Origin of the sequence: Pontixanthobacter rizhaonensis, assembly GCF_012972675.1 — a bacterium.
Taxonomy (GTDB): Bacteria; Pseudomonadota; Alphaproteobacteria; order Sphingomonadales; family Sphingomonadaceae; genus Pontixanthobacter; species Pontixanthobacter rizhaonensis.
On sequence record NZ_JABCRE010000002.1, the window covers coordinates 1,616,714 to 1,641,718 of the forward strand.

General features: G+C 56.3%; 23 protein-coding genes and 1 pseudogene. 10 read left to right on the plus strand and 14 right to left on the minus strand.

Annotation, left to right across the window (positions count from 1 at the left end):
* Positions 1-48: 48 nt before the first annotated feature.
* The 3 genes from putP to HKD42_RS07705 all read left to right on the plus strand — a co-directional run bounded on the left by putP (position 49) and on the right by HKD42_RS07705 (position 2,667).
* Positions 49-1,536 carry a sodium/proline symporter PutP gene (gene putP / locus HKD42_RS07695; RefSeq protein ID WP_170011899.1) on the plus strand — a complete coding sequence of 496 codons (1,488 nt, stop codon included), beginning with the start codon at positions 49-51 and terminating at the stop codon, positions 1,534-1,536.
* Positions 1,536-1,904 carry a VOC family protein gene (locus HKD42_RS07700; RefSeq protein WP_170011901.1) on the plus strand — a complete coding sequence of 123 codons (369 nt, stop codon included), beginning with the start codon at positions 1,536-1,538 and terminating at the stop codon, positions 1,902-1,904. The genes putP and HKD42_RS07700 overlap by 1 nt, the downstream gene beginning before the upstream one ends.
* Before the next feature lie 85 nt (positions 1,905-1,989).
* Entirely contained in the window at positions 1,990-2,667 is a 678-nt protein-coding gene (locus tag HKD42_RS07705; RefSeq protein WP_170011903.1) for an extensin family protein, read from the plus strand.
* Between the two features lie 6 nt (positions 2,668-2,673).
* Here HKD42_RS07705 and HKD42_RS07710 read toward each other — a convergent pair whose 3' ends face one another.
* From HKD42_RS07710 to HKD42_RS07740, 7 genes are all read right to left on the minus strand, one after another.
* Positions 2,674-3,276 carry a response regulator transcription factor gene (locus tag HKD42_RS07710; RefSeq protein ID WP_170011905.1) on the minus strand — a complete coding sequence of 201 codons (603 nt, stop codon included), beginning with the start codon at positions 3,274-3,276 and terminating at the stop codon, positions 2,674-2,676.
* 173 nt (positions 3,277-3,449) lie between these two features.
* Positions 3,450-4,193, minus strand: coding sequence for a proteasome-type protease (locus HKD42_RS07715; RefSeq protein WP_170011907.1), 744 nt, complete (start codon positions 4,191-4,193; stop codon positions 3,450-3,452).
* Between the two features lie 73 nt (positions 4,194-4,266).
* Positions 4,267-5,085 carry a transglutaminase family protein gene (locus tag HKD42_RS07720; protein WP_170011909.1) on the minus strand — a complete coding sequence of 273 codons (819 nt, stop codon included), beginning with the start codon at positions 5,083-5,085 and terminating at the stop codon, positions 4,267-4,269.
* Positions 5,086-5,089: 4 nt separating this feature from the next.
* Positions 5,090-6,034, minus strand: coding sequence for an alpha-E domain-containing protein (locus HKD42_RS07725; protein ID WP_170011911.1), 945 nt, complete (start codon positions 6,032-6,034; stop codon positions 5,090-5,092).
* 31 nt (positions 6,035-6,065) lie between these two features.
* On the minus strand, positions 6,066-7,493 hold the full coding sequence (locus HKD42_RS07730; RefSeq protein ID WP_170011913.1) for a circularly permuted type 2 ATP-grasp protein: 1,428 nt from the start codon (positions 7,491-7,493) through the stop codon (positions 6,066-6,068).
* Positions 7,494-7,571: 78 nt separating this feature from the next.
* Positions 7,572-8,312, minus strand: a complete 741-nt coding sequence (locus HKD42_RS07735; RefSeq protein WP_170011915.1) for an alpha/beta hydrolase family protein — start codon at positions 8,310-8,312, stop codon at positions 7,572-7,574.
* Positions 8,312-8,845 (minus strand): DUF3617 domain-containing protein, encoded by a 534-nt coding sequence (locus HKD42_RS07740; RefSeq protein ID WP_170011917.1) that lies wholly within the window; start codon positions 8,843-8,845, stop codon positions 8,312-8,314. Before HKD42_RS07740 ends, HKD42_RS07735 begins: the two co-directional genes overlap by 1 nt.
* Positions 8,846-8,953: 108 nt before the next feature.
* Here HKD42_RS07740 and uvrB point away from each other — a divergent pair, with 108 nt between their 5' ends.
* Positions 8,954-11,140 carry an excinuclease ABC subunit UvrB gene (gene uvrB, locus HKD42_RS07745; protein ID WP_170011919.1) on the plus strand — a complete coding sequence of 729 codons (2,187 nt, stop codon included), beginning with the start codon at positions 8,954-8,956 and terminating at the stop codon, positions 11,138-11,140.
* Complete coding sequence (locus HKD42_RS07750; protein WP_170011921.1) at positions 11,137-11,682, plus strand: hypothetical protein; 546 nt, start codon at positions 11,137-11,139, stop codon at positions 11,680-11,682. Before uvrB ends, HKD42_RS07750 begins: the two co-directional genes overlap by 4 nt.
* Here HKD42_RS07750 and HKD42_RS07755 read toward each other — a convergent pair.
* On the minus strand, positions 11,660-13,762 hold the full coding sequence (locus HKD42_RS07755) for a protein-disulfide reductase DsbD family protein (RefSeq protein WP_343042248.1): 2,103 nt from the start codon (positions 13,760-13,762) through the stop codon (positions 11,660-11,662). The genes HKD42_RS07750 and HKD42_RS07755 overlap by 23 nt on opposite strands.
* 97 nt (positions 13,763-13,859) lie before the next feature.
* Positions 13,860-15,083 carry a nucleotidyltransferase domain-containing protein gene (locus HKD42_RS07760; protein WP_170011923.1) on the minus strand — a complete coding sequence of 408 codons (1,224 nt, stop codon included), beginning with the start codon at positions 15,081-15,083 and terminating at the stop codon, positions 13,860-13,862.
* A gap of 42 nt (positions 15,084-15,125) precedes the next feature.
* Here HKD42_RS07760 and HKD42_RS07765 point away from each other — a divergent pair, with 42 nt between their 5' ends.
* Both HKD42_RS07765 and HKD42_RS07770 read left to right on the plus strand, forming a co-directional pair.
* On the plus strand, positions 15,126-16,850 hold the full coding sequence (locus HKD42_RS07765; RefSeq protein ID WP_170011925.1) for an ABC transporter ATP-binding protein: 1,725 nt from the start codon (positions 15,126-15,128) through the stop codon (positions 16,848-16,850).
* Positions 16,851-16,886: 36 nt separating this feature from the next.
* Positions 16,887-18,104 (plus strand): UbiH/UbiF/VisC/COQ6 family ubiquinone biosynthesis hydroxylase, encoded by a 1,218-nt coding sequence (locus tag HKD42_RS07770; RefSeq protein WP_170011927.1) that lies wholly within the window; start codon positions 16,887-16,889, stop codon positions 18,102-18,104.
* A gap of 21 nt (positions 18,105-18,125) precedes the next feature.
* Here HKD42_RS07770 and HKD42_RS07775 read toward each other — a convergent pair whose 3' ends face one another.
* From HKD42_RS07775 to hemC, 3 genes are read right to left on the minus strand one after another with little or no spacing between them, the layout of a single operon-like run.
* Positions 18,126-19,061: a mitofilin family membrane protein gene (locus HKD42_RS07775; RefSeq protein ID WP_170011929.1), complete on the minus strand. Its 936-nt coding sequence runs from the start codon at positions 19,059-19,061 to the stop codon at positions 18,126-18,128.
* Positions 19,062-19,113: 52 nt separating this feature from the next.
* A complete protein-coding gene (locus HKD42_RS07780; protein ID WP_170011931.1) occupies positions 19,114-19,794 on the minus strand; it encodes a uroporphyrinogen-III synthase in 681 nt (226 codons plus the stop codon).
* Positions 19,791-20,744 (minus strand): hydroxymethylbilane synthase, encoded by a 954-nt coding sequence (hemC, locus tag HKD42_RS07785; RefSeq protein WP_170011933.1) that lies wholly within the window; start codon positions 20,742-20,744, stop codon positions 19,791-19,793. The genes HKD42_RS07780 and hemC overlap by 4 nt, the downstream gene beginning before the upstream one ends.
* Before the next feature lie 44 nt (positions 20,745-20,788).
* Here hemC and tsaD point away from each other — a divergent pair, with 44 nt between their 5' ends.
* From tsaD to HKD42_RS07800, 3 genes are all read left to right on the plus strand, one after another.
* Positions 20,789-21,823, plus strand: a complete 1,035-nt coding sequence (tsaD, locus tag HKD42_RS07790) for a tRNA (adenosine(37)-N6)-threonylcarbamoyltransferase complex transferase subunit TsaD (protein ID WP_170011935.1) — start codon at positions 20,789-20,791, stop codon at positions 21,821-21,823.
* Positions 21,820-22,824, plus strand: coding sequence for an NAD(P)H-dependent glycerol-3-phosphate dehydrogenase (locus HKD42_RS07795; RefSeq protein ID WP_170011937.1), 1,005 nt, complete (start codon positions 21,820-21,822; stop codon positions 22,822-22,824). Before tsaD ends, HKD42_RS07795 begins: the two co-directional genes overlap by 4 nt.
* Before the next feature lie 86 nt (positions 22,825-22,910).
* Positions 22,911-24,326 carry a lipopolysaccharide biosynthesis protein gene (locus tag HKD42_RS07800; RefSeq protein ID WP_170012207.1) on the plus strand — a complete coding sequence of 472 codons (1,416 nt, stop codon included), beginning with the start codon at positions 22,911-22,913 and terminating at the stop codon, positions 24,324-24,326.
* A gap of 13 nt (positions 24,327-24,339) precedes the next feature.
* Here HKD42_RS07800 and HKD42_RS07805 read toward each other — a convergent pair whose 3' ends face one another.
* Entirely contained in the window at positions 24,340-24,594 is a 255-nt protein-coding gene (locus tag HKD42_RS07805; RefSeq protein ID WP_170011939.1) for a hypothetical protein, read from the minus strand.
* Positions 24,591-25,005, minus strand: a pseudogene (locus HKD42_RS07810) (hypothetical protein); the annotation flags it as partial. The pseudogene HKD42_RS07810 and the gene HKD42_RS07805, both read right to left, overlap by 4 nt.

The window sequence follows — 25,005 nt, forward strand, 5'->3', positions numbered from 1 at the left end:
CTATGCTGCCAGTGGTCACCAGCTCGATGTCCTGTTACCTGTTCGGTTATGCAAACAGGAATATTGATCTCTCTCGCTGGCTATTTTCTGCTGATGATCGCCATCGGTATATATGCCTGGCGCAAATCCACGTCTGACAGCGCAGGATATCTGCTGGCCGGACGCAATCTACATCCTGCCGTTGCGGCCCTCTCGGCTGGTGCTTCCGATATGTCGGGCTGGTTACTGCTGGGCCTACCCGGCGCGCTATATGCCGCCGGCTTGGTGGAGGCATGGATCGGTATCGGCCTGTTCGTGGGCGCTCTGGTCAATTGGTGGGTAGTGGCGCCCAGACTGCGCAAGCAAACAGAAGAACTTGGCAATGCGCTTACCATCCCGCAATTTCTCGCCAATCGATTTCCAGAACGCGCCACAGCCTTAAGGCTGGTCGCTGCGATCATCATCGTCGCATTCTTCGCGGTCTATACTGCCGCTGGCATGGTGGGCGGCGGCAAGCTGTTTGAAACCAGCTTCGCCAGCCTGTTCGGCGATGTTGGGATCAGTGATTACATGCTCGGCATTTGGATCACCGCCGGGGTCGTGCTCGCCTACACCATGGTTGGTGGCTTTCTGGCGGTCAGTTTAACCGACTTTGTCCAAGGCTGCATCATGGTGGTGGCGCTGGTTCTGATGCCAGCAGTGGTCATTTGGGGTGGCAAAGACATTGGCGGTCTGGGCGAATTATCTGCGATACCAGATGCCCTATCCCAGATCGGTCCAGCCTATCTGAACCTGTCTACCGGCCTGACTTTTGTCGGCTTTCTGAGCGCGGTGACATGGGGCCTTGGCTATTTTGGACAGCCGCACATTATCGTGCGGTTCATGGCTATCCGCAGTGTGGCTGATGTGAAAATAGCGCGCCGGATCGGGATGAGCTGGATGGGCGTCGCGCTGCTTGGCGCGATTGGTGTCGGCATCGCTGGACGCGCCTATGCAGAGGCCAATGCGCTGATCGTCGAAGACCCCGAAACCATCTTCATCATTCTGGCCAATTTGCTGTTCCACCCTTTGATTACCGGATTTTTGCTGGCGGCATTGCTCGCTGCCATCATGAGCACAATCAGTTCGCAATTGCTGGTTGCGTCATCGTCCCTGACAGAAGACTTCTACCGGCTGCTCCTGCGCAAGGATGCAAGCGAGCGCGAAACCGTGAACATTGGCCGCCTGTGCGTGCTGCTGGTTGCGTTGATGGCCATAGTGATCGCAAGTAACCCGGACAGCCAGGTGCTGGGCCTGGTATCCAACGCTTGGGCAGGATTTGGTGCGGCGTTCGGGCCGCTTATCATACTCTCGCTCACATGGGACAAGATGACCGGCAACGGGGCGTTAGCTGGCTTGATCGTGGGGGCAGCGACCGTGACAGCGTGGATCAGTCTGGGCTGGAATGCTCAGTTCATGGGCGGCGGCGGAGTGTATGAGATTATTCCCGGCTTTATCGCTGCATGGATCGCGATTGTGGCGGTAAGCCGCCTGACCAAACAGAGGGAGATGGTTTGATGGCCAAAATTACCGGATTGGGCGGGGTCTTTTATGTGGTGAAAGACCCGGCAGCAACGCGGGCTTGGTACCGTGAAAAGCTGGGGCTGGACGGAGAATATGGCCCGCAACTGAGCTGGTCGGAAGAAACGGGTGACCAGCCATATTCTCTCATCAGTCATTTCAAAGAGTCCAAATATCTTGAACCGGGCAACCCCCATTTCATGATTAATTTACGGGTTGATGACCTCGACAGCTTTGTCACGCTATTGAAAAGCCGCGATGTCGAGGTGCTCGACTTTGTCGATGAAGGATACGGCAAATTCGCATGGGTGCTGGACCCCGACGGCGTCAAAATTGAGCTGTGGCAACAAGTCGAAGCGCCCTAATCGTCGCCTGAACCGAGCGGTGTTTACGATCCGCTAACCATAGAATTTCAAGTGCCGTTAACCGTGTTCTGTCATTGCAGGGCGCATGTGGAAACAATGGACAGCACTGGGCTTAGGGTTGGCGCTTAGCGCCTGTAACCTCGTGCCTGCTGGCGTTGGCGGCAAAGAAAGTTCGGCAAAATCCCGTACAACTTCTGTCTCAGCCCCCATTACAATGTCAGCTGGTGGCCGCCAATGTTTGACACAATTGGACAAAACCGGCTCCCGCTTCTCTGCCCTGCCAGACAAATATTTCGGCGCGGGATGCTCTACCGTAAATGCCGTCACTCTGGCCCAGTTGAGAGGCGACACCGCGCGCTTCGAGATTTCTAATCTGGGTCCGGTGACCTGCCCCACCGCCAGCGCGTTTGCCAGTTGGGCGCGTTTCGGCGTGGACCGCGCCGCGCGTCAAATATTGGGCAGCGAGCTTGTCCGGATTGAAACCATGGGCAGCTATAATTGCCGTAATGTGGCGGGCAGCAATCGTCGGTCGGCCCATTCGCGTGCTGAGGCAATTGATGTCGCCGGTTTTGTATTGGCCGATGGCCGCCGGATCATACTGACCGAAGATTGGGACAATGGAACCCCGGCAGAGCGGAAATTCCTGCGCACGGTCCACCGCAGCGCGTGTAAACGGTTTGGCACTGTTTTGGGGCCGGAATATAATTCTGCCCACCGCGACCACTTCCATCTGGAGAAAGGCAATAGCAGTTTTTGCAGATAGCTTGTCCTAGATTTGCGCCTCCAGCCGAACACGAACAGCCTCTGCAGAATGCTTGGCACCTAATTTCGACATCATATTGGCGCGGTGAATTTCCACCGTCCGGGGGCTGATATTTAGCTCGCGGGCAATTGCCTTGTTACTGTGTCCTTTTGTCAGCCAATCCAGAACTTCGCGTTCCCGTGCCGACAAATGATCAATCCGATCTCGTGCTTCGACCAGTTTGCGCCGAGCCTTGCTATATTGGACCGCCTCGTCCCCCAAGCGAGAAAGAGCCTCATCAAATACCGCCAGTGTCAACGGCGTAGTGAGGTAATCAAGAGCGCCCGCCCTCATGGCCATGACCACCCGTTCTGGATTGGGCTCATCAGCCAACGCAATAAGGGGCAGCCAGATACTGGCATCACCCATTTGCCGGATCAAACGAGCTACTCCGCCGGTCGCGTCATCATCACGGGCGACTACCAAACCCCCTGACAGGGGCCGCGCCGCCAGTTCGGCAAAATCGGCGTACACCTCGGCATGATAACCAAGGTCAAAAGCCGTGCGTGAAAGTTCCGCCCGATTGCGTGAGTTTGAGTCTACAAAGTGGATTGTGAATGTTCTGTCCATGCGCAAATTAGTGCAACGAACGATCGTAAATCGCACGCGCTCACTACTCTATTTTGGACCAATTTAGCGCGCCAACTTATCGACGCGCCGCGCCGGATCATTGATCCAAAATGGACCCAAAATACGCGAAAATGCTCAGCCAAAAATACCTAAGAGCTTGTCACTAAGTGCTTCTACTTAGACGAAAAACTATAATCGGGCAGCGAGTGAAAGGCTGTTTTCAATGCATCGCCCCAGCTTGATGATATGGCTTGGAAATAAGGATCATCCTGTGTGATCCGCCGCTGATAGGACGGCGCGAAAGTATCCCGTTCAATAACCATCATATCCAACGGCAAACCAACCGACAGGTTCGCTTTCAGCGTGGAATCAAATGATACCATCAGCAGCTTGGTGGCATCTTCAAAGCTCATCGTGCGGTCATATGCGCGCAGGATTATCGGCCGGCCATATTTGGTTTCACCGATCTGCAAAAACGGTGTGTCCGCGCTCGTTTCTATAAAATTACCTTCCGGATAGATCATGAACATGCGCGGCTCCATCCCGTCGATCTGTCCGGCCAAGATGATTGATGCGGTAAAACGGCCCTTCCCGCGCGCGCCGTTGCTGTCTTGGGTGCGCTGGATGGTAGAGCGCAGCAGCTGTCCGATTTCAGAAGCGACTTGGAACATGGTTGGCGCTTTTAGCAGCACGTTGTCGCGGTCTTCGGGTGCTTTGGTGCGTTCTTCCAGCTGGCTAATCACCGCTTGGGTTGTGGCCAAATTGCCCGCCGTCATAACAGTCAAAACGCGCTCGCCGGGTACCTGCCAATGGAACATTTTGGAGAATACAGAAATGTTATCGACGCCCGAATTGGTGCGGGTGTCGCTCATCATAACCAGGCCCTTGTCGAGCACCATGCCAACGCAATATGTCATTTAGAATCCCTTTGCCGCCAACGATCGGCAGGCACCGCCAATTACAGCAGCGAAAGGTGCGGGTCCATACAGATTATTGTTGGACAATCTGCTGCTGTTCCACAGCAACTTCGACCCGCAGATCCTCGTTCCGGGTGCCAAAACTAATGCCGGTAATAGGCGCAGCATCACGGTAATCACGGCCAGTTGCAACGCGGACATAGCGCGGATCAGGGCTAATCCCGTTAGACACATCAAACCCGACCCAGCCCAGCCCTTCAATATGCGCTTCGGCCCATGCGTGTGTGGCTTCTTGGTCGATCCGATCATTCATCATCAGATAGCCGCTGACGTAACGCGCCGGAATATCCATCGCACGCGCAGCACCAATAAAGATATGCGCATGATCCTGGCATACACCAGCGCCTTGTTTGGCGGCCTCTTCCGCTGTCGTGGTCACCGCAGTTTGTCCGGTTTGATAGGCCACCGCATCGCGTATCCGTTCGGACAATGCGTGAAGATCATCAACCGTTGCACCGGTATCTTTATTGACCGTGTGCGTCATCCGGCGCACTTCCGCGCCGGGTTTAGTCAAAGGAGTTTGGCCGAGAAAGCTCCACAACGGCAAGTGGCCCGAATGCTTGCCGATCACCCCAGCATTGTCCTGCGTATCCACCAAACCGGCGCAGCTTATCGTAACCTCGCGTGTGTCCGGCTCCACCCCTACCAAAGTTACCGTATTATAGTTCTGGTCTTCATACTCCAGTTCCTTGGACGCATTCTGGTAGGACATATTCCATTCCAGAATTTCCTGCCCCTGCGTAGCTTTGGGGGTCAAACGCAGCCGTTGCAGCGCATGCACAACCGGGTCTGCAAAACTGTAATGGGTGGTATGGCGAATGGATAATCTCATAGCGTCAATCCACAAACCGATAGTCTTCAGAGATCGCTGCAGCGATGGCTGAATTACTGTTGATGAAATCGATCAGAAACTGATGCAGCCCTTGCTCAAACACATCATCAATCGTTGTGTCATTCATACGCATATCGGCTTTGCGCATCAGTTCTGTCGATAGCACTTCGTTTTTATGTATCCGCTCCAGCGCGGCGAGATTGTCCCGCAAATCCGAATGGCAAAAAGCCAGGCTGCGCGGAAACCGTTCGTCCAAAACCAGAAATTCAACGATCCCGCGGGCGTCGATTTGACCAGCATGGAGCCAGCGATACGCCCTGTCCCCGGACACTGATCGCAACACATTGTCCCATTGGCCCTTGTCCAAACTGGACCCGACATAGGATAGCGACGGCAACAGCAGGTAATATTTGATATCCAGAATACGGGCGATGCTATCCCCCCGCTCCACCAAGGTGCCAGCCCGAGCGAAATGGAAACCCGCATCGCGCAAAATAGAATTCTGCATGGCGCCGTGCGCTTGCATCCCGGCGCGGCGAATATCCGCAACCACCTTGCCCAAATTGCCTTGGGCGACTGGCCGAACCATATCTGCCCTCAGCTGCATCCATCCTTCGTTGATGGCTTCCCACAATTCTGTGCTGATGGCGTTCCGCACCAGCCGGGCGTTGGTGCGGACCTGTTCAAAAGTGCTCAGAATGTTGGCGGGATTATCCCGGTCACGCAGAATGAAATTCCACACATCAGATCCAACATATTCATCAAACTTGGCTTCATATGCAGCTTTCTGGCCTGATGCTACAATCACGGAACGCCATTCATCGGCAGCGTCAGTGTGATCACGGGTAAGCGCCATACGCAGGCCCGCATCCAACAAACGCGCGGTATTCTCTGCACGCTCGAGATAGCGGAACATCCAGAACAAACCATTGGCAGTCCGGCCTAACATAGGTTGCTCCTAAGGATGGCGTTGTTCAGCATCAGTCTTTTAGCACCCATGTATCTTTGGTGCCCCCGCCTTGGCTGGAATTGACTACAAGAGACCCTTCTTTCAGCGCAACGCGGGTCAAGCCGCCGGGCGTGATGTCTATCCCATCGGGCGACACCAGTACAAAGGGCCGCAAATCGACATGACGCGGCGTCAAACCTTTGCGGGTAAAAATCGGTGTGGTGGACAATGACAGTGTCGGTTGCGCGATATAATTGGTCGGGTTGGCGGTTAGCTTTTTGCGGAACTTCGCGATTTCTTTTTTGGACGAAGTCGGGCCGATCAGCATCCCATAACCGCCCGATCCGTGCACTTCCTTGACGACTAATTCTTCAAGGTTATCGAGCACATAGGCCAGACTGTCATCATCTGCGCAGCGCCAAGTTTGCACATTGGGCAAAAGCGGCTTCTCACCAGTATAGAACTCCACGATTTCAGGCATGAAGCTGTAAACAGCTTTGTCATCGCACACGCCCGTTCCCGGCGCATTAGCAATGGTGACACCGCCAGACCGGTACACATCCATTATTCCAGGAATGCCCAGCACACTGTTTGGATCAAAGGTCAGCGGATCAAGATAATCATCATCGACCCGGCGATAAATGACATCGACGGGCTCATATCCCTTTGTCGTGCGCATCTGCACGCGGCCATCAACCACGCGCAAATCACTGCCTTCGACCAGTTCTGCGCCCATTTGATCGGCCAAAAAGGCATGCTCGAAATACGCCGAATTATAGATCCCCGGCGTGAGCACCGCGACATTGGGCTTGCCTCTGGTGGCTTCCGGAGCACAAGCGGCGAGGCTTTTTGCCAAACGCCGCGGATAGTTGGAGACAGTTTCCACACCGACCTGAGAGAACAATTCGGGGAACATCCCCATCATTGTTTCGCGGTTTTCCAGCATATAGCTGACCCCCGACGGGGTTCGCGCATTGTCTTCCAGCACGTACCAATCATTGGGACCTGTCCTGACCAGATCAATGCCCACAATATGCGTGTACACTCCGCCCGGCGGGGTAAATCCGACCATCTGTTGCAACCAAGCATTGTTATGACGAAACAAACGTTCAGGCACACGGCCCGCACGGATAATTTCCTGCCGGTGATAGAGGTCGTGCATAAACGCATTTAATGCACTGACCCGCTGTTCAATGCCGCGTGTCAGCTTGCGCCATTCGGCCGCAGCAATGACCCGCGGAACCATATCAAACGGGATCAGCCGTTCTTCAGCTTCATCCTCGCCATAGACGTTGAACGTAATGCCGGTTTTGCGAAAGCTGGTTTCCGCATCACGATGCTTGCGCTTCAGCCAGTTTGCATCCTGCGCTGTGAACCAATCACTATATCCTGCGTAAGCAGAACGAACGCTGCCGTCTGGCTCGTACATTTCGTCAAACTTGGCGTGATCTTCGCTCATAGGCTGAAATGTCTCATGCAATCGCGGTCCATTGCTGGGTGAGCAATGCGGCAACCGAAGTTCTATAGTGACAGCGAATTACAACTCTGCAAGTTCCTTTAGCACAGCCTGGATACTATTGGGAGAATAGGAGAAGCCAATATGGGTGCAGTCGACCTGTATAGCTCGATCGCGCTCGCCAGTGTCACCCCTCGACGCAGGCGGATGGATAACGCCATCGCGCTCGCTCCACAGCGCGACAGTGTCGACTGGGGGCTTAGTGCTTACAGGATATTCCACGGGCGGCTTATCGACCGGATGGCCAGCAATAAATTGATAGACACGCCACGCATTATTGGCGCGCGGGTTTCCGGAAAAGGGTGAGCCCATCGTAATGACCTTTGCCACCTTATCAGGATGTTGATTGGCCAATTCACGGGCAAACAGCCCGCCCAAACTCCAACCAATGAGCACCACATCCCGGCCGTAACGCTGGTGTATTTGCACCAACCGCTTGCCCAACCTTTCGACATTGTCATCAGTCGGCCCAAAATTGAAACCCAGCCCCCAGCGTTTTACCCTATGCCCTGCACGCTCGATATTCTTGGCGAGATAACCCATTTGCATGGGATGCGAGGCAAATCCCGGCAACAACATGACCGTCTGCGGCGCGGTAGCAGGTTCGATTGGCAGGTTGCGAAATGGCCTGACGAACGGTTCCCGAAAGACGCTGAGTTCACCGAGCAATAGGCGCAATGCCGGCCGATCGACCTGTTCCGGCAATGGCTGCCTCGCTAAATTCCACCGGCGCGATAATTCCTCACGCGACCAAATCGGCATCAGGGGCAGTCGCCAATACGTTCCGATTTCACATTCATTTTCATGGCAATTTCGCCCATTACGCTGGCATCGATTTTCATATCCATGACAAGATCAAACCCGGTATCTTCGACCGTTCCAGCGATGGCCACATCGCCGCCGGAACCGAGCGGCCCTTCACATGTCATAACCGAGTCCAATTCTGAACCGTCCACCGCGAATTTAGAGAAACTGCAACTTCCCCCCCCGCTGGCTTCCGAAATGCCTTTCACAACATCTTTAACGCCCTTGTCGGATTCTTCCTGCGTTACGCATTGCTCGCTGACATCAGGTTTCAGATCACCCTTTTGCTTCATCATATCGGCTTGTTCAGGGGCCAGATCCGCGACATCCACATCCAGCAATTTGGTTGTGATCCGGTACAGACCCGGCGTTTGGGTCGGCAATTTCTCAATCTCGGCTTGGACTTCTTCTGGTGATTTGGGCTCTTCAGCCTCACTTCCACAAGCGGCAAGGGCAAGCACCAGAAACGGAACGGCACAGCGTGAGATCATTGGAATTTCCTCAAATTTAGACGCCTGTCAGGCTAGCGCGACAATATGCTGGTGCCAAGCCGCATCTGGCGCTTGCCCGCAGCGCTATAGCATCCCATATCCCAATTTATGTCAGAACTCGTCATCCGCCGCGGCTTAGAAGAACCCGATACCAGCGGGGATTTTGTTCCGCACAAGCCCAATCGGCCTGAAAAATCGATGCCGGGCAAAAAGTTTGAACTGGTATCCGAATATTCGCCAGCCGGCGACCAACCGACCGCCATCGCAGAATTGGTTGGCGGCGTGCATGAAGATGATAAAACGCAGACCCTGCTGGGGGTAACCGGTTCGGGCAAGACATTCACGATGGCCAAAGTGATCGAGGAAACGCAGCGCCCTGCCCTGATCCTTGCGCCCAATAAAATCCTCGCCGCGCAGTTATACGGGGAATTCAAAAGCTTCTTCCCGAATAATGCGGTCGAATATTTCGTATCGTATTACGACTATTACCAGCCAGAAGCCTATGTCGCCCGTAGCGATACCTACATCGAAAAAGAATCCTCGGTGAATGAAGCGATCGACCGGATGCGCCATTCCGCAACCCGGTCGCTGCTGGAACGCGATGATGTGATCATCGTCGCGTCGGTATCCTGTCTCTATGGTATCGGATCGGTCGAAACATATTCGGCGATGATTTTCGATATCAAGAAAGATACCGCTGTCGATCAGCGCGAACTGATCCGTAAACTCGTCGCGCTGCAATATAAGCGCAATGACGCTGCCTTTGTGCGCGGAACGTTTCGGGTGCGCGGGGATAATCTGGAGATATTTCCCAGCCACTATGAAGATATGGCGTGGCGGATCAGTTTCTTCGGCGATGACATTGAAGAAATTCACGAATTTGATCCGCTGACCGGCACCAAAGGCGCCAGTCTCGATACGGTGCGCGTCTATGCAAATTCGCACTATGTCACGCCGGGGCCAACAATGAAGCAGGCCAGCGAGGCGATCAAATTCGAGCTGCAAGAACGGCTGAAAGAATTGAATGAAGAAGGCCTGCTGCTGGAAGCTCAACGGCTGGAGCAGCGGACCAATTTTGATCTGGAAATGATCGCCGCCACCGGAAGCTGTGCTGGGATCGAGAATTACTCGCGCTTCCTAACGGGCCGTTTGCCTGGCGAACCGCCACCCACCCTGTTTGAGTATCTGCCGGAAAATGCGTTACTGTTTGTGGATGAAAGCCACCAGACCGTGCCGCAGATCGGCGCGATGTCGAAAGGCGATCACCGCCGCAAGCTGACGCTCGCCCAATATGGGTTCCGTTTGCCCAGCTGTATCGACAACAGACCGCTACGTTTTAACGAATGGGACGCAATGCGCCCGCAAACCGTTGCTGTCTCCGCCACTCCCGGCAATTGGGAAATGGAGCAGACCGGCGGCGTCTTTGCCGAACAGATCATCCGGCCCACCGGCCTGATTGACCCACCGGTAGAAATCCGCCCGGTCGAGGATCAGGTACAGGATTGCATTGTGCAATGCCGCGAGACAGCCGAGCAAGGATACCGTACTTTAGTCACTACGCTGACCAAGCGGATGGCCGAAGATCTGACCGAGTTTATGCATGAGGCAGGCCTGAAAGTCCGCTATATGCATAGCGATGTCGAAACGCTGGAACGGATTGAACTGATCCGCGATTTGCGGCTGGGCGTGTATGACGTGCTGGTTGGTATTAACTTGCTGCGCGAGGGCCTCGACATTCCCGAATGCGGACTGGTCGCAATCCTTGATGCGGACAAGGAAGGCTTTCTGCGCAGCGAAACATCGCTGGTGCAAACCATCGGCCGCGCCGCGCGGAATGTGGATGGCAGGGTCATCCTCTATGCCGACCGGATTACCGGCAGCATGGAACGCGCCATGGCCGAGACCGACCGGCGGCGGGAGAAACAGGAAGCCTATAATAAAGAGCACGGGATTACCCCGACGACGATCAAACGTAACATCGCTGATATTGTCGGTGATACGGCCAGCAAAGACGGCGTCACTGTCGATATTGGCGATGATCAGGTCAATAATCTGGTCGGTCACAATCTGCGCGGATATATCGAAGACTTGGAAAAACGGATGCGCGATGCCGCCGCCAATCTCGAATTTGAAGAGGCGGGCCGTATCCGCGACGAGATCCGCAAATTGGAAGCCGATGAGCTGGGCATCCCCGACGGCGACAAGAAAGCACCCATCATCGGGCGCGCTCAAGAGGGTAAGCCCGGCACACGGAAGCTACGCTACGGAAAATCACAGAAGAAGTGGGGCAAATGAAGTTCTACGCATCAGCTCTGCTTGCCGCTCTGGCCCTATCCGCTTGCAAGCCGCCCGCGTCTGACGAGTATTCCGGGCGCGGGGAAGCTGCAGATCAAACGACGGGGCCGTCCGCTCCAATCGCTTCCCCTGATACGACTGACGCATTTTGGGCGGACAGTACGCAAGGTGATCGCATTATCTATGGGCAGCCGGGCAAGGCCCCCTATTTGGCGTTATCATGCGAAGAAAGCGCGGATGGCTCGGACATCCATGTTACGCGGTTCACGCAGGCAGACCGCGAAGCGCAGGCATTGATGGCGCTGATTGGCAATGGCCATATGGCGAGGCTGCCTGTCGATGCGACCTTCAATGGCACGGTCTGGTTATGGGAAGGCCGCTATAACGCCGCCGATACTGATTTGGATGTACTCACCGGCCCGCGCCAAGTGGAATTGACCATACCGGGCGCCGGCCGCGTAGTGCTCAACCCCAGCGACCGTCCGGCGCAGCTAATTGCCGAATGCCGCAGATCCGCAGCTATGGACGCTGCGCTTCCGTAATCAAACTGTCGGGTGTCAAAACTTGGGGGAGCTGTTCCGCCTCAGCGCCCGGCGCATACCAAATATAGAGCGGCACGCCCGCTGCGCCCTGCTGCGTGAGATAGGCTGTTATTTCGGCATCTCTGCGGGTCCAGTCGCCGCGCATCGCAATTACGCCCGCTTGTTCAAATGCGGCCCGCGTTGCTTCCCGTTCAATGGCGACGCTTTCATTCACTTTGCAGGTCACGCACCAATCAGCTGTGAACCATAGAAAAACCGGTTGGCCAGAGGCCCGCGCATCCGCCAACGCGGCGGCCGAATATTCTTCCGGTTCCAAGATGGATGCGGCCGTATTGGTTTGCGCCGCAGAATAGCTGGCCGGCAGCGCAAAGGCGGCAAACAGTACAAACGGTGCCGCGATCAAACCAAAGGCGGGCCAAGCCATCTTGCCATGTTTTTGCAGCCGTCCAACAACAGCGAAAGCGATGAGTAGCCCGGCGATCAGAACCATTGTCATCAGCGCAAATCCCTGCCCGCCAATGCGCGACACCAGCCAGATCAGTGCAAGCGCGGTCAGCCCCATCGGTATTGCCATCGCCTTGCGGAAGCGCTCCATCCACGGCCCCGGTTTAGGCAGACGATTGCGAATAGCCGGAACAAAACCGACCAAAAGAAACGGTAAGGCCAAGCCCAAACCCAGCACAGCGAACAACAGCAAGGCCTGCTCTGCTGGCAATAACAATGCTGCCCCGATTGCAGCGGCCATAAATGGGCCGGAACACGGTGTCGCAGCCACGGCAGCCAGCAATCCTGTTGCGAAGGCGCTGGCGGGCTTACCCCCCTGTGTGAACGAAATTGATGGCAGTTCAAATATGCCGGCAAAGTTGGCCGTGATCGCCACCGCGAGCACCAACAAAACCACCACCACAGACGGTTCCTGAAGTTGAAACGCCCACCCGACTTGTTCGCCAGCCGCGCGCAGGGCGAGCATAATCCCGCCCAAAGCAACACAGGCCAGAATAACACCCGCAGCATAGGCGATGCCATCGCGCCGTGCCGCTTGTTCACTACTGCCTGCACGCGCCAGACTGAGCGCTTTCAGGCTCAGGATTGGAAAAACACAAGGCATGATGTTGAGGATCAGTCCCCCTGCAAGAGCTGCCAGCAATAGGGGCAGCAGAGCAACATCCTGAGGCTTATTACCTTGGATCAATTCGCCATCGGTGGAAACGCCGCCTTCCTTCGCGGAGAAACGCACACCTTCATTGTCCCCGAACGCCAAAATGCCGGTCAGCCGATCGGGCACCGGTGCAGTCTCTACTTCGACCCCGTCAGGAATGATCAGCTCGTCTACCGATATTTCTGCAACCAGAAGATCACCATCACGGTACAATCTCTGGGCCGCTGAATATCTTGGCTGGCGGTTATTGCCGAGTTCCTTGTTCGCCACAAAAATATGCGCATTATCCAATGCCAAGGCCGCTGGCACGGGGATGCCAATACGCAGCGAAGAAGAGGACACTTCAAAAGTCCCGGTACTATCGATCATCGGGGGAATGGCAGATCGCCAATCAACAAACCGTACATCCAGCGGAGCATCGCCGCCCACAGTCAAAGCCAAGGAAAGCTCACCTTGTTCCGGCACGCAAATCTCGTCTGTGCAAGCCAGCCACTGCGCCGCCACGCCAATCTGCTGAACGCCTTGCGCGGCATCGGTCGGTACCGTCAAAGGGACCAGAACAGCATAGCTCCCTTCGTAAATATGGTTCATCAAGCCAGAGATCAGCAATTGTTCCGGGACAGGATAAAGCGGTTCACCGGCTGTCCAGCCGCCGGGCAAATCCCATTCCAGCTGCATCCCGTAGCCAGCATCGCCGGGATTTTCCCAATAGCCGTGCCATTCGGGTGATATCGGCTCGAACCGGATCGCCAGCATCACGGTTTCGCCGGGTTTCGCCGGCCCCTCTGCCAGCAATGTCGCTTCGATATTCGGGTCAATGCCCGGAATGTTTTGTGCGGCTGCCAAATTGGCAAAAGATGCCGCCAAGGCGAAGACCAGAAGCGCCAAGGCTCGCTGCAAATATGAAGAGATGACATTCACCCGAAGAGTGTCCTTGTAGAAAGCCGGTTTACCGCCCGCCCCGCATCTAGTCACATTGAAAGCAACCCGCAATGAATGAGGACAGTCCTGAACCTGCCTAATCGGACTTTAGGGCGAAGTTTCGGAAACCTCTCCAAACGCCGAGGAGAGGCGATAGAAAAGCCAGCAACCACCAACGCTGCGGTGCCACGGAAATCAGCTCAAGATCCGCCGGACGGGCCAATTCAATGGCCATGGCGTGCCGCCGATAGGTTTTGCCGCGATGGAGCAAAAATGAGTGGCGAATACGATTCAGGTAATACCGCCAATCCCTAAGCTGATGCGGGCTTGCGGGTTCTTCCCCCAGCAACATCCTTGCTTGCAACTGCGTAATGCGGCGCGCCGGCTTGATCTCGCCCAGCTCTTTAAAGGCGGATGGTATTGGCGTGCCCAGGCAGCGATGCGCAAGATCCAGGCTCGCTTGGGCAAGCACACCCAAACCATTAGCCGAAATTTGCCGCGCTACGTCATTACAGGCTTCGCCACTCAAACCGCGGACCATCTTGTCGAGGTCAACCAGCCATTTCAGGCGAACCCAACCGTGCTTTGCCCCGTGCACCATTACATAGATGAAATGCGCGCGGCCCGTCAGCGTTGGCAAAGAACGGCCCGTATCATCTCGCCACTCGACCAGTTCACGCCATTCAAGATCGATAAAGGGCAGCAAAACAGGGTTGCTAACCGTGCGCCAATGCAAATCAATTTGCAGTCCGTCCGTTGGCCGGACGAACGTGAACGCATTGTGCAGCCGATAAAATGTTTCCCGTTTACGATCATCCAGATCAAAAAGCGGATATAGACGTTTAAATCCGCGCTCGATCAGCAATCTCTCCGCTTCATAATAGCGCTCTCGCTCCACCAACAGATCAATATCTATCATGGCCCGGTGGCTGGGTTGTGCGTAGAATTGCGCCGCTATGCTGCAACCTTTCATCAGGCTACAGGAGATTCCAGCAGCCTTGAGAGCGCCGGTAATATCGTTCGCTATGTGAACCGCACGCATGTAATCGAAAGCGTTCTTTTTTAAGCAATTTTTGAGCCAGATCCGTAAGTCATCCGGTATTTCCAAAGCTGGCAATTGGTCCAAATTAGAATGGATTAAAGCGCCGACCCGGTGACGCGCTGCCAAACGGCGAAAAGCAGCCCAATCAATCTGCGGCTGGGCACGGCGTACTTCTTCCGCATAGGGTGATGCATCTACCGTGCTAGCGGAGAGCGCCAGAAGCAATTTTTGCTCAAATGCCAGTTCGATTTTCAAGAAATATCCCAACACGCTCGGCATGGCTTGTTGCCGTTTACCGCTTCTGGCAAGGGTCCACACACAATGGAAGCCCTGAGATTATATTTAGCCGACCTGAGACGCGATGTCGGCAAAAAGGGCCCTTGGGTAGTCACGCTGGTGGCGCTGGGCGCAATCTTGGAAGGCGTCGGCATTCTGGCTATTTTGCCGTTCGTCGTTCTTATTACCGGCGAAACCGATAGCGAATGGGGCGGAACCGCCCTTATGGCGATGGAAGCGGCGGGCGTATCAACGCAGCTTGAACGGGCATTCTTGCTGTCTATTTTTTTTGCTATCCTTCTGGCTGTTCGCGGCATTGTAATGTGGAAGCGGGACGTCGCACTGCATGAGCTGGGGCTGGGATATGTAGACCGGCTACGGTCGCGTTTGTTCCGCGCTATCGGACAGGCAGATTGGCTCACGGTGCAGCGCCTACGCCGGCGTGATATCGAGCACGCGATCACCACTGATGTTGCGCGTCTTGCCACTGGTACCAACCAATTGATTCGAGGCAGTATCGCCGCCATTCTGGCTATCGTGCAGTTGGCGATCATCGCTATGCTTGCCCCGCTATTGGTGTTGCTGGTTTTCGTGCTTGTGGCCATAGCGCTCATGTTCACTCTGTCGCTTATCCGCAAAGCTAGTGTGATGGGTGACAGGCTGACCAAATCAGGTCGCCGAATATACGGAGTATTGGGCGATTTTCTGGCCAGTCAGAAACTGGCCCGGCTGCACAATTCAGAAGCAGAATTTCGTACCCGCTTTGACAATGTAGTCACTGATGTACGCCAACATCAGATGGTCTTCTTCCGATCCCAAAGTGCGGCGCGTATATGGATTCAATGCGCTGCGGGGATAGTTGTTATCGCCGCTCTTCTGGTTGGCTACTTTCTGTTGGAAACACCTCTTGCGGTGTTAGTCGTGACTTTGGCAGTTCTCGCCAGGCTGGTCGGGCCGGTACAGACAGTCGTACAAACAGCTCAATCAATCTCGAACACATTGCCAGCCTATCTGGGTATCAAAGCCACGCTGGATAACCTTCACGAGCACGCCCGCGAAGCAACCGATCAGATAGATAGTCAACATCATAATCCGCTGCCTGCATCCGTGCAGTTGGCGAACATCACCTATCAGCACGACGGGCAACAACACCCTATACTCCACGATGTGACAATCACAGTTGAAGCCGGAACGATTGTTGCGTTGAACGGCCCGTCTGGATCAGGCAAAACAACCGCTCTTGATGTGGTAACAGGCCTGCTCAAACCGACATCAGGCTCGGTCATTGTCGATGGGGTTAAGCTCACCAGCGAGGCAGACTTTGCCAAATGGCGAAGCCAGATATCCTATTTGCCCCAAGACCCCTTTCTGTTTGATTCCAGCATTCGGGATAATCTGGTCTGGCGCGCACAAGCAGCCACCGATGATGACATCTGGGCTGCATTGGCCGCTACCCAATCGGCCGAATTGGTCCGCAGTCTGCCGGATGGATTGGACACAATGGTGGGCGAGCGGGGCACGCGCTTATCCGGCGGGGAACGGCAAAGAATATGCATTGCGAGCGCTTTGTTGCGCAAACCGCGCTTTCTTATTCTGGATGAGGCAACCAATGCGCTGGACGGGCGTTTGGAAGAACAGATATTGAGCAATCTGATGCAAAGCAATGATCAATATTCTGTATTGCTGGTAACACACCGCGCCGAAACACTGCGCCATGCAGACAGCGTGGTCACTTTGCAGGAACTTCCGGTGGCGGCAGCGACGGAATAGTATGCGCTGCACAGAAATGAAGAGAGCCTTGAGCACATGACGGACGACACACGCGATCTTGTAATTCTTGGCGGCGGGCTGGTTGGTATGACATTGGCGCTGACGGCAGCCAGGCAAGGCATCTCCAGCCATGTTGTCGACCGGGCTGATCCAGCGGATTTGCTGGCCGAAGGATTTGATGGCCGCGCATCGGCAATTTCCACGGCCAGCTGGAACTTGTTCACCAATATTGGTCTGGCCGATCAGCTGGAACAACACGCCAGCCCCATCGCCTCTATCGCAGTGAATGACCAGATGAAGCCCGGCGCGATCGATTTCACCCCCCAACCCGGTGAAGGATCGCTAGGCCGGATGTTCGCCAATCAAGAACTTCGGCGCGCGCTTTTCAGTGCGGCGAGCGAAGAGCCGCTGATTGCATGGCATGACAAGGCCGAAGTGACCCGCCGCGAACGCGGTCCGCATGGAGTATCCGCGACGCTGCATGACGGGCAGGTCTTAACCGGCAGCCTGATGGTCGCTGCCGAGGGTCGCGGATCGCCAACCCGCGAAGAGGCCGGTCTGGTGATGGCCAAGTGGGATTACAGCCACCGCGCGATCATTGCCGGGCTGACGCACGAAAAACCGCACAATCAAGTCGCGTGGGAGATTTTCTATCCCGCCGGGCCATTCGCTCTGCTCCCGATGCTGGATCTGCCCGATGGCTCCCACCGCAGTTCGCTGGTCTGGACCGTAGATGAAAAAGACGCGGCAGGAACACTCAAACTATCCGATCGCGCCTTTCTGGCCGAGGTACAGAAACGTATGGGCGATGTGCTGGGCGCGGTTACTTCAGTTGGCGAACGATCCTCCTATCCGCTCGGTTTCCATCATACCGCTAAGATCACAGATGATAGATTGGTACTGATTGGCGATGCGGCTCACGGCATCCACCCGATTGCCGGGCAAGGACTCAATCTGGGATTGCGCGATGTCGGCGCTTTGGTTGATGTTATCAGCGGCGGTATGCGGCTTGGTCTTGAACCAGGTGATGCACAATTGCTGGCAAAGTATGAAAATTGGCGCGGATTGGACAGTTTTATGGTCGCGCTCGCCACAGACGGGCTGACCCGGCTATTTGGCATTCCGGGCAAGGCGGCTTCTGCCGCCAGACGGTTGGGCATGAGCGGCGTTCAGCGCACGCCATTGCTCAAGAACTGGTTCATGGATGAAGCACGCGGCGTCAACGGCGACATCCCGGAATTGCTGCAGGCCTAAGCGCCGCATCCGGAAAGGTGTTTATTCTTCTCCGCTAGCGTCAGCAGGGCTTCCCTGTTCGATGGGCGCACCCGTCCGATCCCGAAGCCCGCTGGTTTCCAGCACGGCAGAAGTTTCCAGAATATCGAGCGCGGACTGGATACGGATGTAACGCCGCGCATCGGCAATCCAGTCTTCAGCCTTGGCCGCTCCCGGAAGCGTATTTACCTCGTCAATCGCGCTTTGAATGCGCCCGTTCTGCAATGATAGGCGGGCACGGTTGAGCGCTCTGTCCGGGCGGGTAGAAGGTGTACTTTCACGGCGGATTACAAACAGGTTGCTAATCTCCCGCCGAAAACGATCAAGCGATGGCCCTTCCTCGCTGGCGGTCAAATCGTTCTGCAACCCTTCAAACTGTGCAATCAATTGATCCAGTCGGATGGGGTTACTCGACGCCTCAATAATAGTTCGCACCGCTTCGGCCTGCGCCATCCCAAACCGAAGTTTAAGCTGGTCTGCCAAATATCCGAGTTGCTCGCCCCGTTCCAAAGTACGGCGCGCAGCGAATGCAATCAGCAATCCTTCGGCGCGGCCCGCATTCCCAGACGCAGCTTGAGCCTGCAAATCCAGCCGGGCCAGGCGTTGTTCGGCAGCTGCCAAGCGTTGATCAAGACCGCCCTGCTGGTCTTCTACTCGCTCGACTGCCTCCGTTACGACAACTGCTGCATCTTCGACGCCTTCTTCTGCCTCCGCATCGCCTTCGGCTGCGCCAGACAATGTCTCAGCCGCATCCGCCAGCGCTGCTTTCGCCTCTGTCGCAGCGACTTCTTCAGTTTGATCTCCGCCCAAAAATGCGGGTGCATCATCCCATGTGAAATAACCGACGATCAACGCCCCGAGCAAAAATGCGCAGGCTGTGGCACCAATAATGGCTTGCCAAGAACCGCTCGTGCGGGATTTTGAAAACTGCTTATCCATTGTCATCCGTTTAGCGACCAGCTCGAAAGGTAGATAGCCTTACATTTCCGATTCATTGACAGATGTTTTCGGCCAATGCCAGTAGCGCGGCGTCGCGTGGCTTGTCGGCAATGTGGATTGCGGCCCACCCTGTCCCTGCATCTTGAACAATCCGCGGCCCCAGAGCGGCCAAAATTATGCGGGACCGGTCGATACCCATCCGATTGCATTCATTGGTAAAATGTAAAGTCGCTGCCGCAGAATGGAGCAAGACAACTCCGCCCAAAGCCAAACTATCAGCCAGGCTGTCTGGGGCCGGAACAGGTGCATTATCATACACACAGATTTCCACGATTTCCTGGCCTGCGTGCGTTTTTAAAGGAACCCGTTCGCTACCGGCCAAGCGCAGAAACCGTTTTGACCGGGCGCGGCTGTGATCAAGCACCGATTGCAGACCGCCTGTGCCAACGTGCGATACCGTGAAACCGGCGCCCTCGGCTGCTTCGGCGGTCTGCCTGCCGACTGCGTACACTGGCAAATGCTTACATCGTTCAAGCGGTGCCCCGCCATGCCGGATCGCATTGGCGCTTCCGATCAGCAATCCGTCAAAATCCATATCGGCCGGCAATGCCCAATCCAGTGGATGAACCAGAAACAGAGGTATTCCTGTGACGTTCAATCCGCTTGTCCGGGCAAGTGCCAAAGTCTGCGATAGGCCCGGCTCACCGCGAATGGCGACGATGGGCCGTCTCATGACAGGCCGGTAAACAGCGTGCGTATGGCTGGGCTCGCCCGGTCAAGCAAATCACGGCCAAGATCGGCGGCAGCATCCAAGTCCTCGGCAGCAAATCGCGCAGTGCCATCAACACGCTCCAAGCCATCGCTGCTGAACAGACTTGCCCGCATAGTGATTTGGTCACCGTCAATTGTCGCAAGCACCGCGATCGGACTGTGACACGTGCCGCCCAGCGCCGCCAGTAAAGCGCGCTCTGCCATAACCGTATGCTGGCTGGCCGGATCATTAATCGCGCCAATCGAACGGCATGTTTCTGCGTCAGCCGTATTGCACTCAATCCCGATAGCCCCTTGGGCCGGTGCGGGTAACCACTCATCAGCGGGCAAAGGGGTACCTGTTCCGGTTTGGCCCAAGCGTTCCAGACCCGCCGCAGCCAACAATGTCACATCAGCTTCGCCAACCGCAAGCTTGGCCAAGCGGGTCGCAACGTTTCCGCGGAAAAATACAATCGTGCAATCGGGCCGGTGATACAGCATTTGCGCTGCCCGGCGCGGTGCGCTGGTCCCTATTCTAGCCCCTCTTGGTATAGCATTCACAGATGCAGCGCCAATCAGCACATCACGTACATCTGCCCTGGGAAGAATGGCGGCGATTGTCAGGCTGTCTGGCCGAATTGTCTCCACGTCCTTCATCGAATGCACCGCAGCGTCGATCTTGCCTTCAGCAAGCCAGATATCCAATTCGCGGGTCCACAGCGCCTTGCCGCCTATATCCGCCAACGGGCGATCCTGAATTTTATCGCCTGAAGCGCGCACTTTCACCAACTCAACCGCGTCTTCATCCCACCCGTGCGCAGCGCACAAACGGCGGCGTGTTTCTTCCGCCTGCGCCACTGCGAGCGGAGATTGCCGTGTGCCAAGCCTGAGTTTGGGGACTGATTTTGACGAGTTTTGAGTATGCTGAGCCATAGCGGTGCTTGCTCTACCGATCCATGTCGCTAAGGGAAAGCGCTATGGCGACAATCCTCGGAATTGAATCCAGTTGTGACGAGACCGCAGTGGCATTGGTCACGACCGAGCGGGCAATCATTGCGCAGCGGATAGCCTCCCAAATTGAAGAACACGCACCCTATGGCGGTGTGGTTCCCGAAATTGCGGCGCGAGCCCATGCTGAAAAGCTGGCACCGATGATTGCCGATGTGATGGCCGAGGCCGATTTGGGACTGGCTGACATCGATGCCATCGCCGCGACTGCCGGGCCTGGCCTGATCGGCGGCGTCATGGTCGGATTGGTTAGCGGCAAGGCACTGGCGATGGCTGCCGATAAGCCGCTGATCGCGATCAATCACTTGGAAGGGCACGCGCTTAGCCCCCGGCTGGCGGATGAAACGCTGCAATTTCCTTACGCACTGCTGCTGGTATCAGGTGGGCACTGTCAGATATTGCAGGTGGATGGCGTCGGCCAATATCGGCGGCTCGCCACAACCATAGACGATGCGCTGGGCGAAGCCTTTGACAAGAGCGCCAAAATACTCGGCCTTGGATATCCCGGCGGTCCGGCACTGGAAAAGCTGGCCTTGTCTGGTGATGCCAAAGCGGTACCCCTGCCCCGCCCGCTGCTCGGCAGCAAAGAACCGCATTTCAGCTTTGCCGGGCTTAAAAGCGCCGTGGTGCGCGCGAAAGATAGCGGCAATTATGCTGATGCTGATATTGCAGCAAGCTTCCAGCAAGCGGCCATTGATTGCCTGCTGGACCGGTTGACCGTGTCACTCGGCAATACGGCCCCGTTGCCGGCCTTAGTGGTGGCCGGAGGCGTCGCTGCCAACACCGCCATCCGCACCGCATTGGAAGGCTTTGCCAGCGCGCGCGATATGCGCTTTACCGCGCCGCCGATGGCGCTGTGTACGGACAATGCCGCGATGATTGCATGGGCGGGTGCGGAACGTTTCGGCTCTGGCCAATCGGACCCGCTCGACGTATCAGCACGGCCTCGCTGGCCGCTTGATCCTGATGCAGAGCCGGTGCGCGGCGCAGGAGCGAAGGCATGAGCAGTAACGCCAATTCTGTCGGTGTGTTGGGCGGCGGTGCATGGGGCACGGCGCTGGCACAAATGCTCGCCAGTGATGGGCGCGACGTGCTGCTATGGGCGCGCGAGACCGAGCTGGTGGAAGAAATCAATGCGCGGCATACGAACAGCCTGTTCCTGCCTTCCGCAACACTTGCCCCGACAATCCGGGCAACATCCGATATTGCCGACATGGCAGCGTGCGCGACCATTCTGGCCGTCACCCCGGCGCAGCATCTTGGCGCCGTGCTGGGCACATTAACCCAGCACCCCGCCGATCTGGTATTATGCAGCAAAGGAATAGAAGCGGGATCAGGCCGCTTGATGAACGATGTCGCCAAAGATGCCTGTTCGGCCTCTGACATCGCGATATTATCCGGCCCTACATTCGCGCATGAAGTTGCCGGCGGCCTACCCACCGCAGTCACGCTCGCCTGTGCTGGCGGCGAAGAGCAATGGGCACGGCTCAAGCCGGTCATCGCCCGCCCGCAATTCCGCCCCTATTATTCGGACGATGTCGTGGGTGCGGAAATTGGCGGAGCGGTGAAAAACGTGCTCGCCATCGCCTGCGGCGTGGTGGACGGCTTGCAGCTGGGCCAGAACGCCCGCGCCGCCCTGATCGCCCGCGGATATGCCGAAATGCTCCGCTTTGGCGAAGCGCTGGGCGCGCAAGGTGAAACGCTGGCGGGCCTATGCGGTTTGGGCGATTTGGTGCTGACCTGCTCATCCACTTCCAGCCGCAACTTCTCGCTCGGCAAAGCATTGGGCGAAGGGCAATCCGCCGCTGATTTAATGGCCGACCGCCGTACTGTGGCAGAGGGTGCACATACCGCACCGGTGCTGCACGAACTGGCCGAAAAACGCGGCATCGCCATGCCGATTGTCGGGGCCGTTAACCGCCTGCTATCGGGCGATGATGCACAGCAGGTCGTCGCCGCGCTGCTGTCCCGTCCGCTGCGTGCAGAACATGGGACTGGTTCTTGACCGATACCCCTTCTCAAGGCGGGCCTCAAAACGGTCAAGACGGGCAAGAGGATATTGCCGCGCTGGCCAAAGGCGGGCGGACCAATATGATGGGCTTCCTGCTGCGGCTGCTCGCCCGTATCCCGTTTCTGTTTATCGCTGGACGCCTGTATGGCACAGAAGCGCTGGGCGTGTTTGCCTATGCTTTGGTGGTTATAGAACTGATCGCACTGGTCTGTTCGCTGGGGGAAAAGCGCGGTCTGGCGCTGCGCCTTGCCGAAAGCGAAGAACACCCATCCAATCTGGTGTTTGACGCGATGCTGGTGGCGGTCATCCTATCCGCTATCCCCGCCATCATTCTGTGGTTCGTACCGATTGCGATGTTCCCCAGCGGCGCCTTTAACGATCTGGACCGGCTGCTGGTCTGGGCCATTCCCGCCTTTGCCCTGACCGAGATTGTCCTCGCCGCGCAGGCATACAAATATGACATCGCCACCACCGTCCGCGCCCGCGCCGTGGTGGAACCGTGGACGATTTCCATCATGGCGGGCGTGTTCTTCTACATCATCCCCGACAATGGTCTGACCATGGCCTATCTGGTGTCGATCTATGCCGGATTGCTGGTTGGCCTGTGGTCTTTCCTGCGGACATACGGATTGCCCAAAGGGTGGCGGCCGGGCCCGGTCCGGCTGGGCAAGATGGTATGGCGCGCGATACCGCTCGTTACCGCAGACGCGATTGAGTGGGGCACGCGGCGGCTCGATATCTTTATTTTGGGGCTGTTCGCTGGCCCGGCAGCAGTCGGCATTTACTGGATGGCCCAGCAGATCGCCAGCTTGCCGCAGAAACTCAAAACCAGCTTTGAACCCATTCTTGGCCCGGTGATTACCAAGAACCTGAAGACCAAAAACTACGGCGCTATCGCATCGCAAGTGTGCCAAGTGGGCTTCTGGATTATCGCGGCGCAATTCGCCATTGCGCTGGCGCTGGGCGTGCCGGGCGAAGCGGTAATGGGCCTGACCGGACCAGACTTTGTCAGCGGCACCGGCGCGCTGGCGTTTCTGCTGGCGGCGGAAGTGGTCGCGGGCACCGCCGTCGTGTGCGAGGCTGTGCTGGTCTATATCGCCCGCCTGCGGAACCTGTGGATTTCGATCAGCACCATCGCGCTCCAAGCCGTGCTGACCGTGGCGCTGATTATGCTGGTGGAACATTTGGAATATGGCGAGCCATTCAAAGCCGCAGCTGCAGCGGGCGCGCTGATGCTGGCACTGGGCATCATGTCACTGGTGAAGGCGCTGTTCCTTGCGCGTCTGCTCGGCCACACGATCAACCCGCTGCGCTGGCCGCTGGTCTGGGCCGCTGGCCCCGCCGTAGTGGTCGGCTACGCCGCGACATGGCTACCCGAATGGGCGGAGCTGATCATCGGCATCCCCGCCATCCTTGCGACCTATGGCTGGGTAATCTGGCACAAAGGCTTCGGCCCAGAGGACCGTGTGTTGTTTAAGAAAAGTGTGGTGAAGTAGGGGCTAAGCGCTGTTAATGGACGGTGGTACCCTTCGTCCCGCGATAGGAAATGATCGTCTCGCCCTGCCACTCATAGGCGATGGCGTAAAAACCGGCTGCTTGGGCTTCACTAGTAATTCTCTGCTCGACCACTTGGGCTGAACCTAAAAATCTACCAATTTCGTTTTGATTGGTAGTGCTGTCGCCGTTGTTTAGAAGAACATTTTGACCATAACCTCGATTGTATGAATCAAGAGCAAGGAGCGAGAGAAAGACTTCACGGTTCATGGAATTACCCCTTGAGAAAAATCACCCTGATTTAGACTGTTGGCGAATCTATTTTTTGCTCGAATGGTTTGGTTGGCATTACCATCAAGCATGGTGCTGTAGGTATCCGGCAACCACCCCAATCTCTGTTCAATGCCAGTAGTGACCGGATCATCGGTCATCTGCACGGTGATGCGTTTAAGGGTGGTGCCTGTCCCAAAGCTGGCCGCCAGATCATCCGGGTCCACTTGCGCCACGCTGGTGGGATCGGACAGATCGCCAAAGGTCACCAGCATCGGATAGGCGGAACGGTTTCTAATATGACCGCGATTGCGGAAATAGCGCGGCAGCTCGATCTCGCGCGTGCGCCTGAGCATATCCTCAAAGCGCGCCTCGTAATTCTTGCCATCGCTCGATCGGACAGACGGGGTC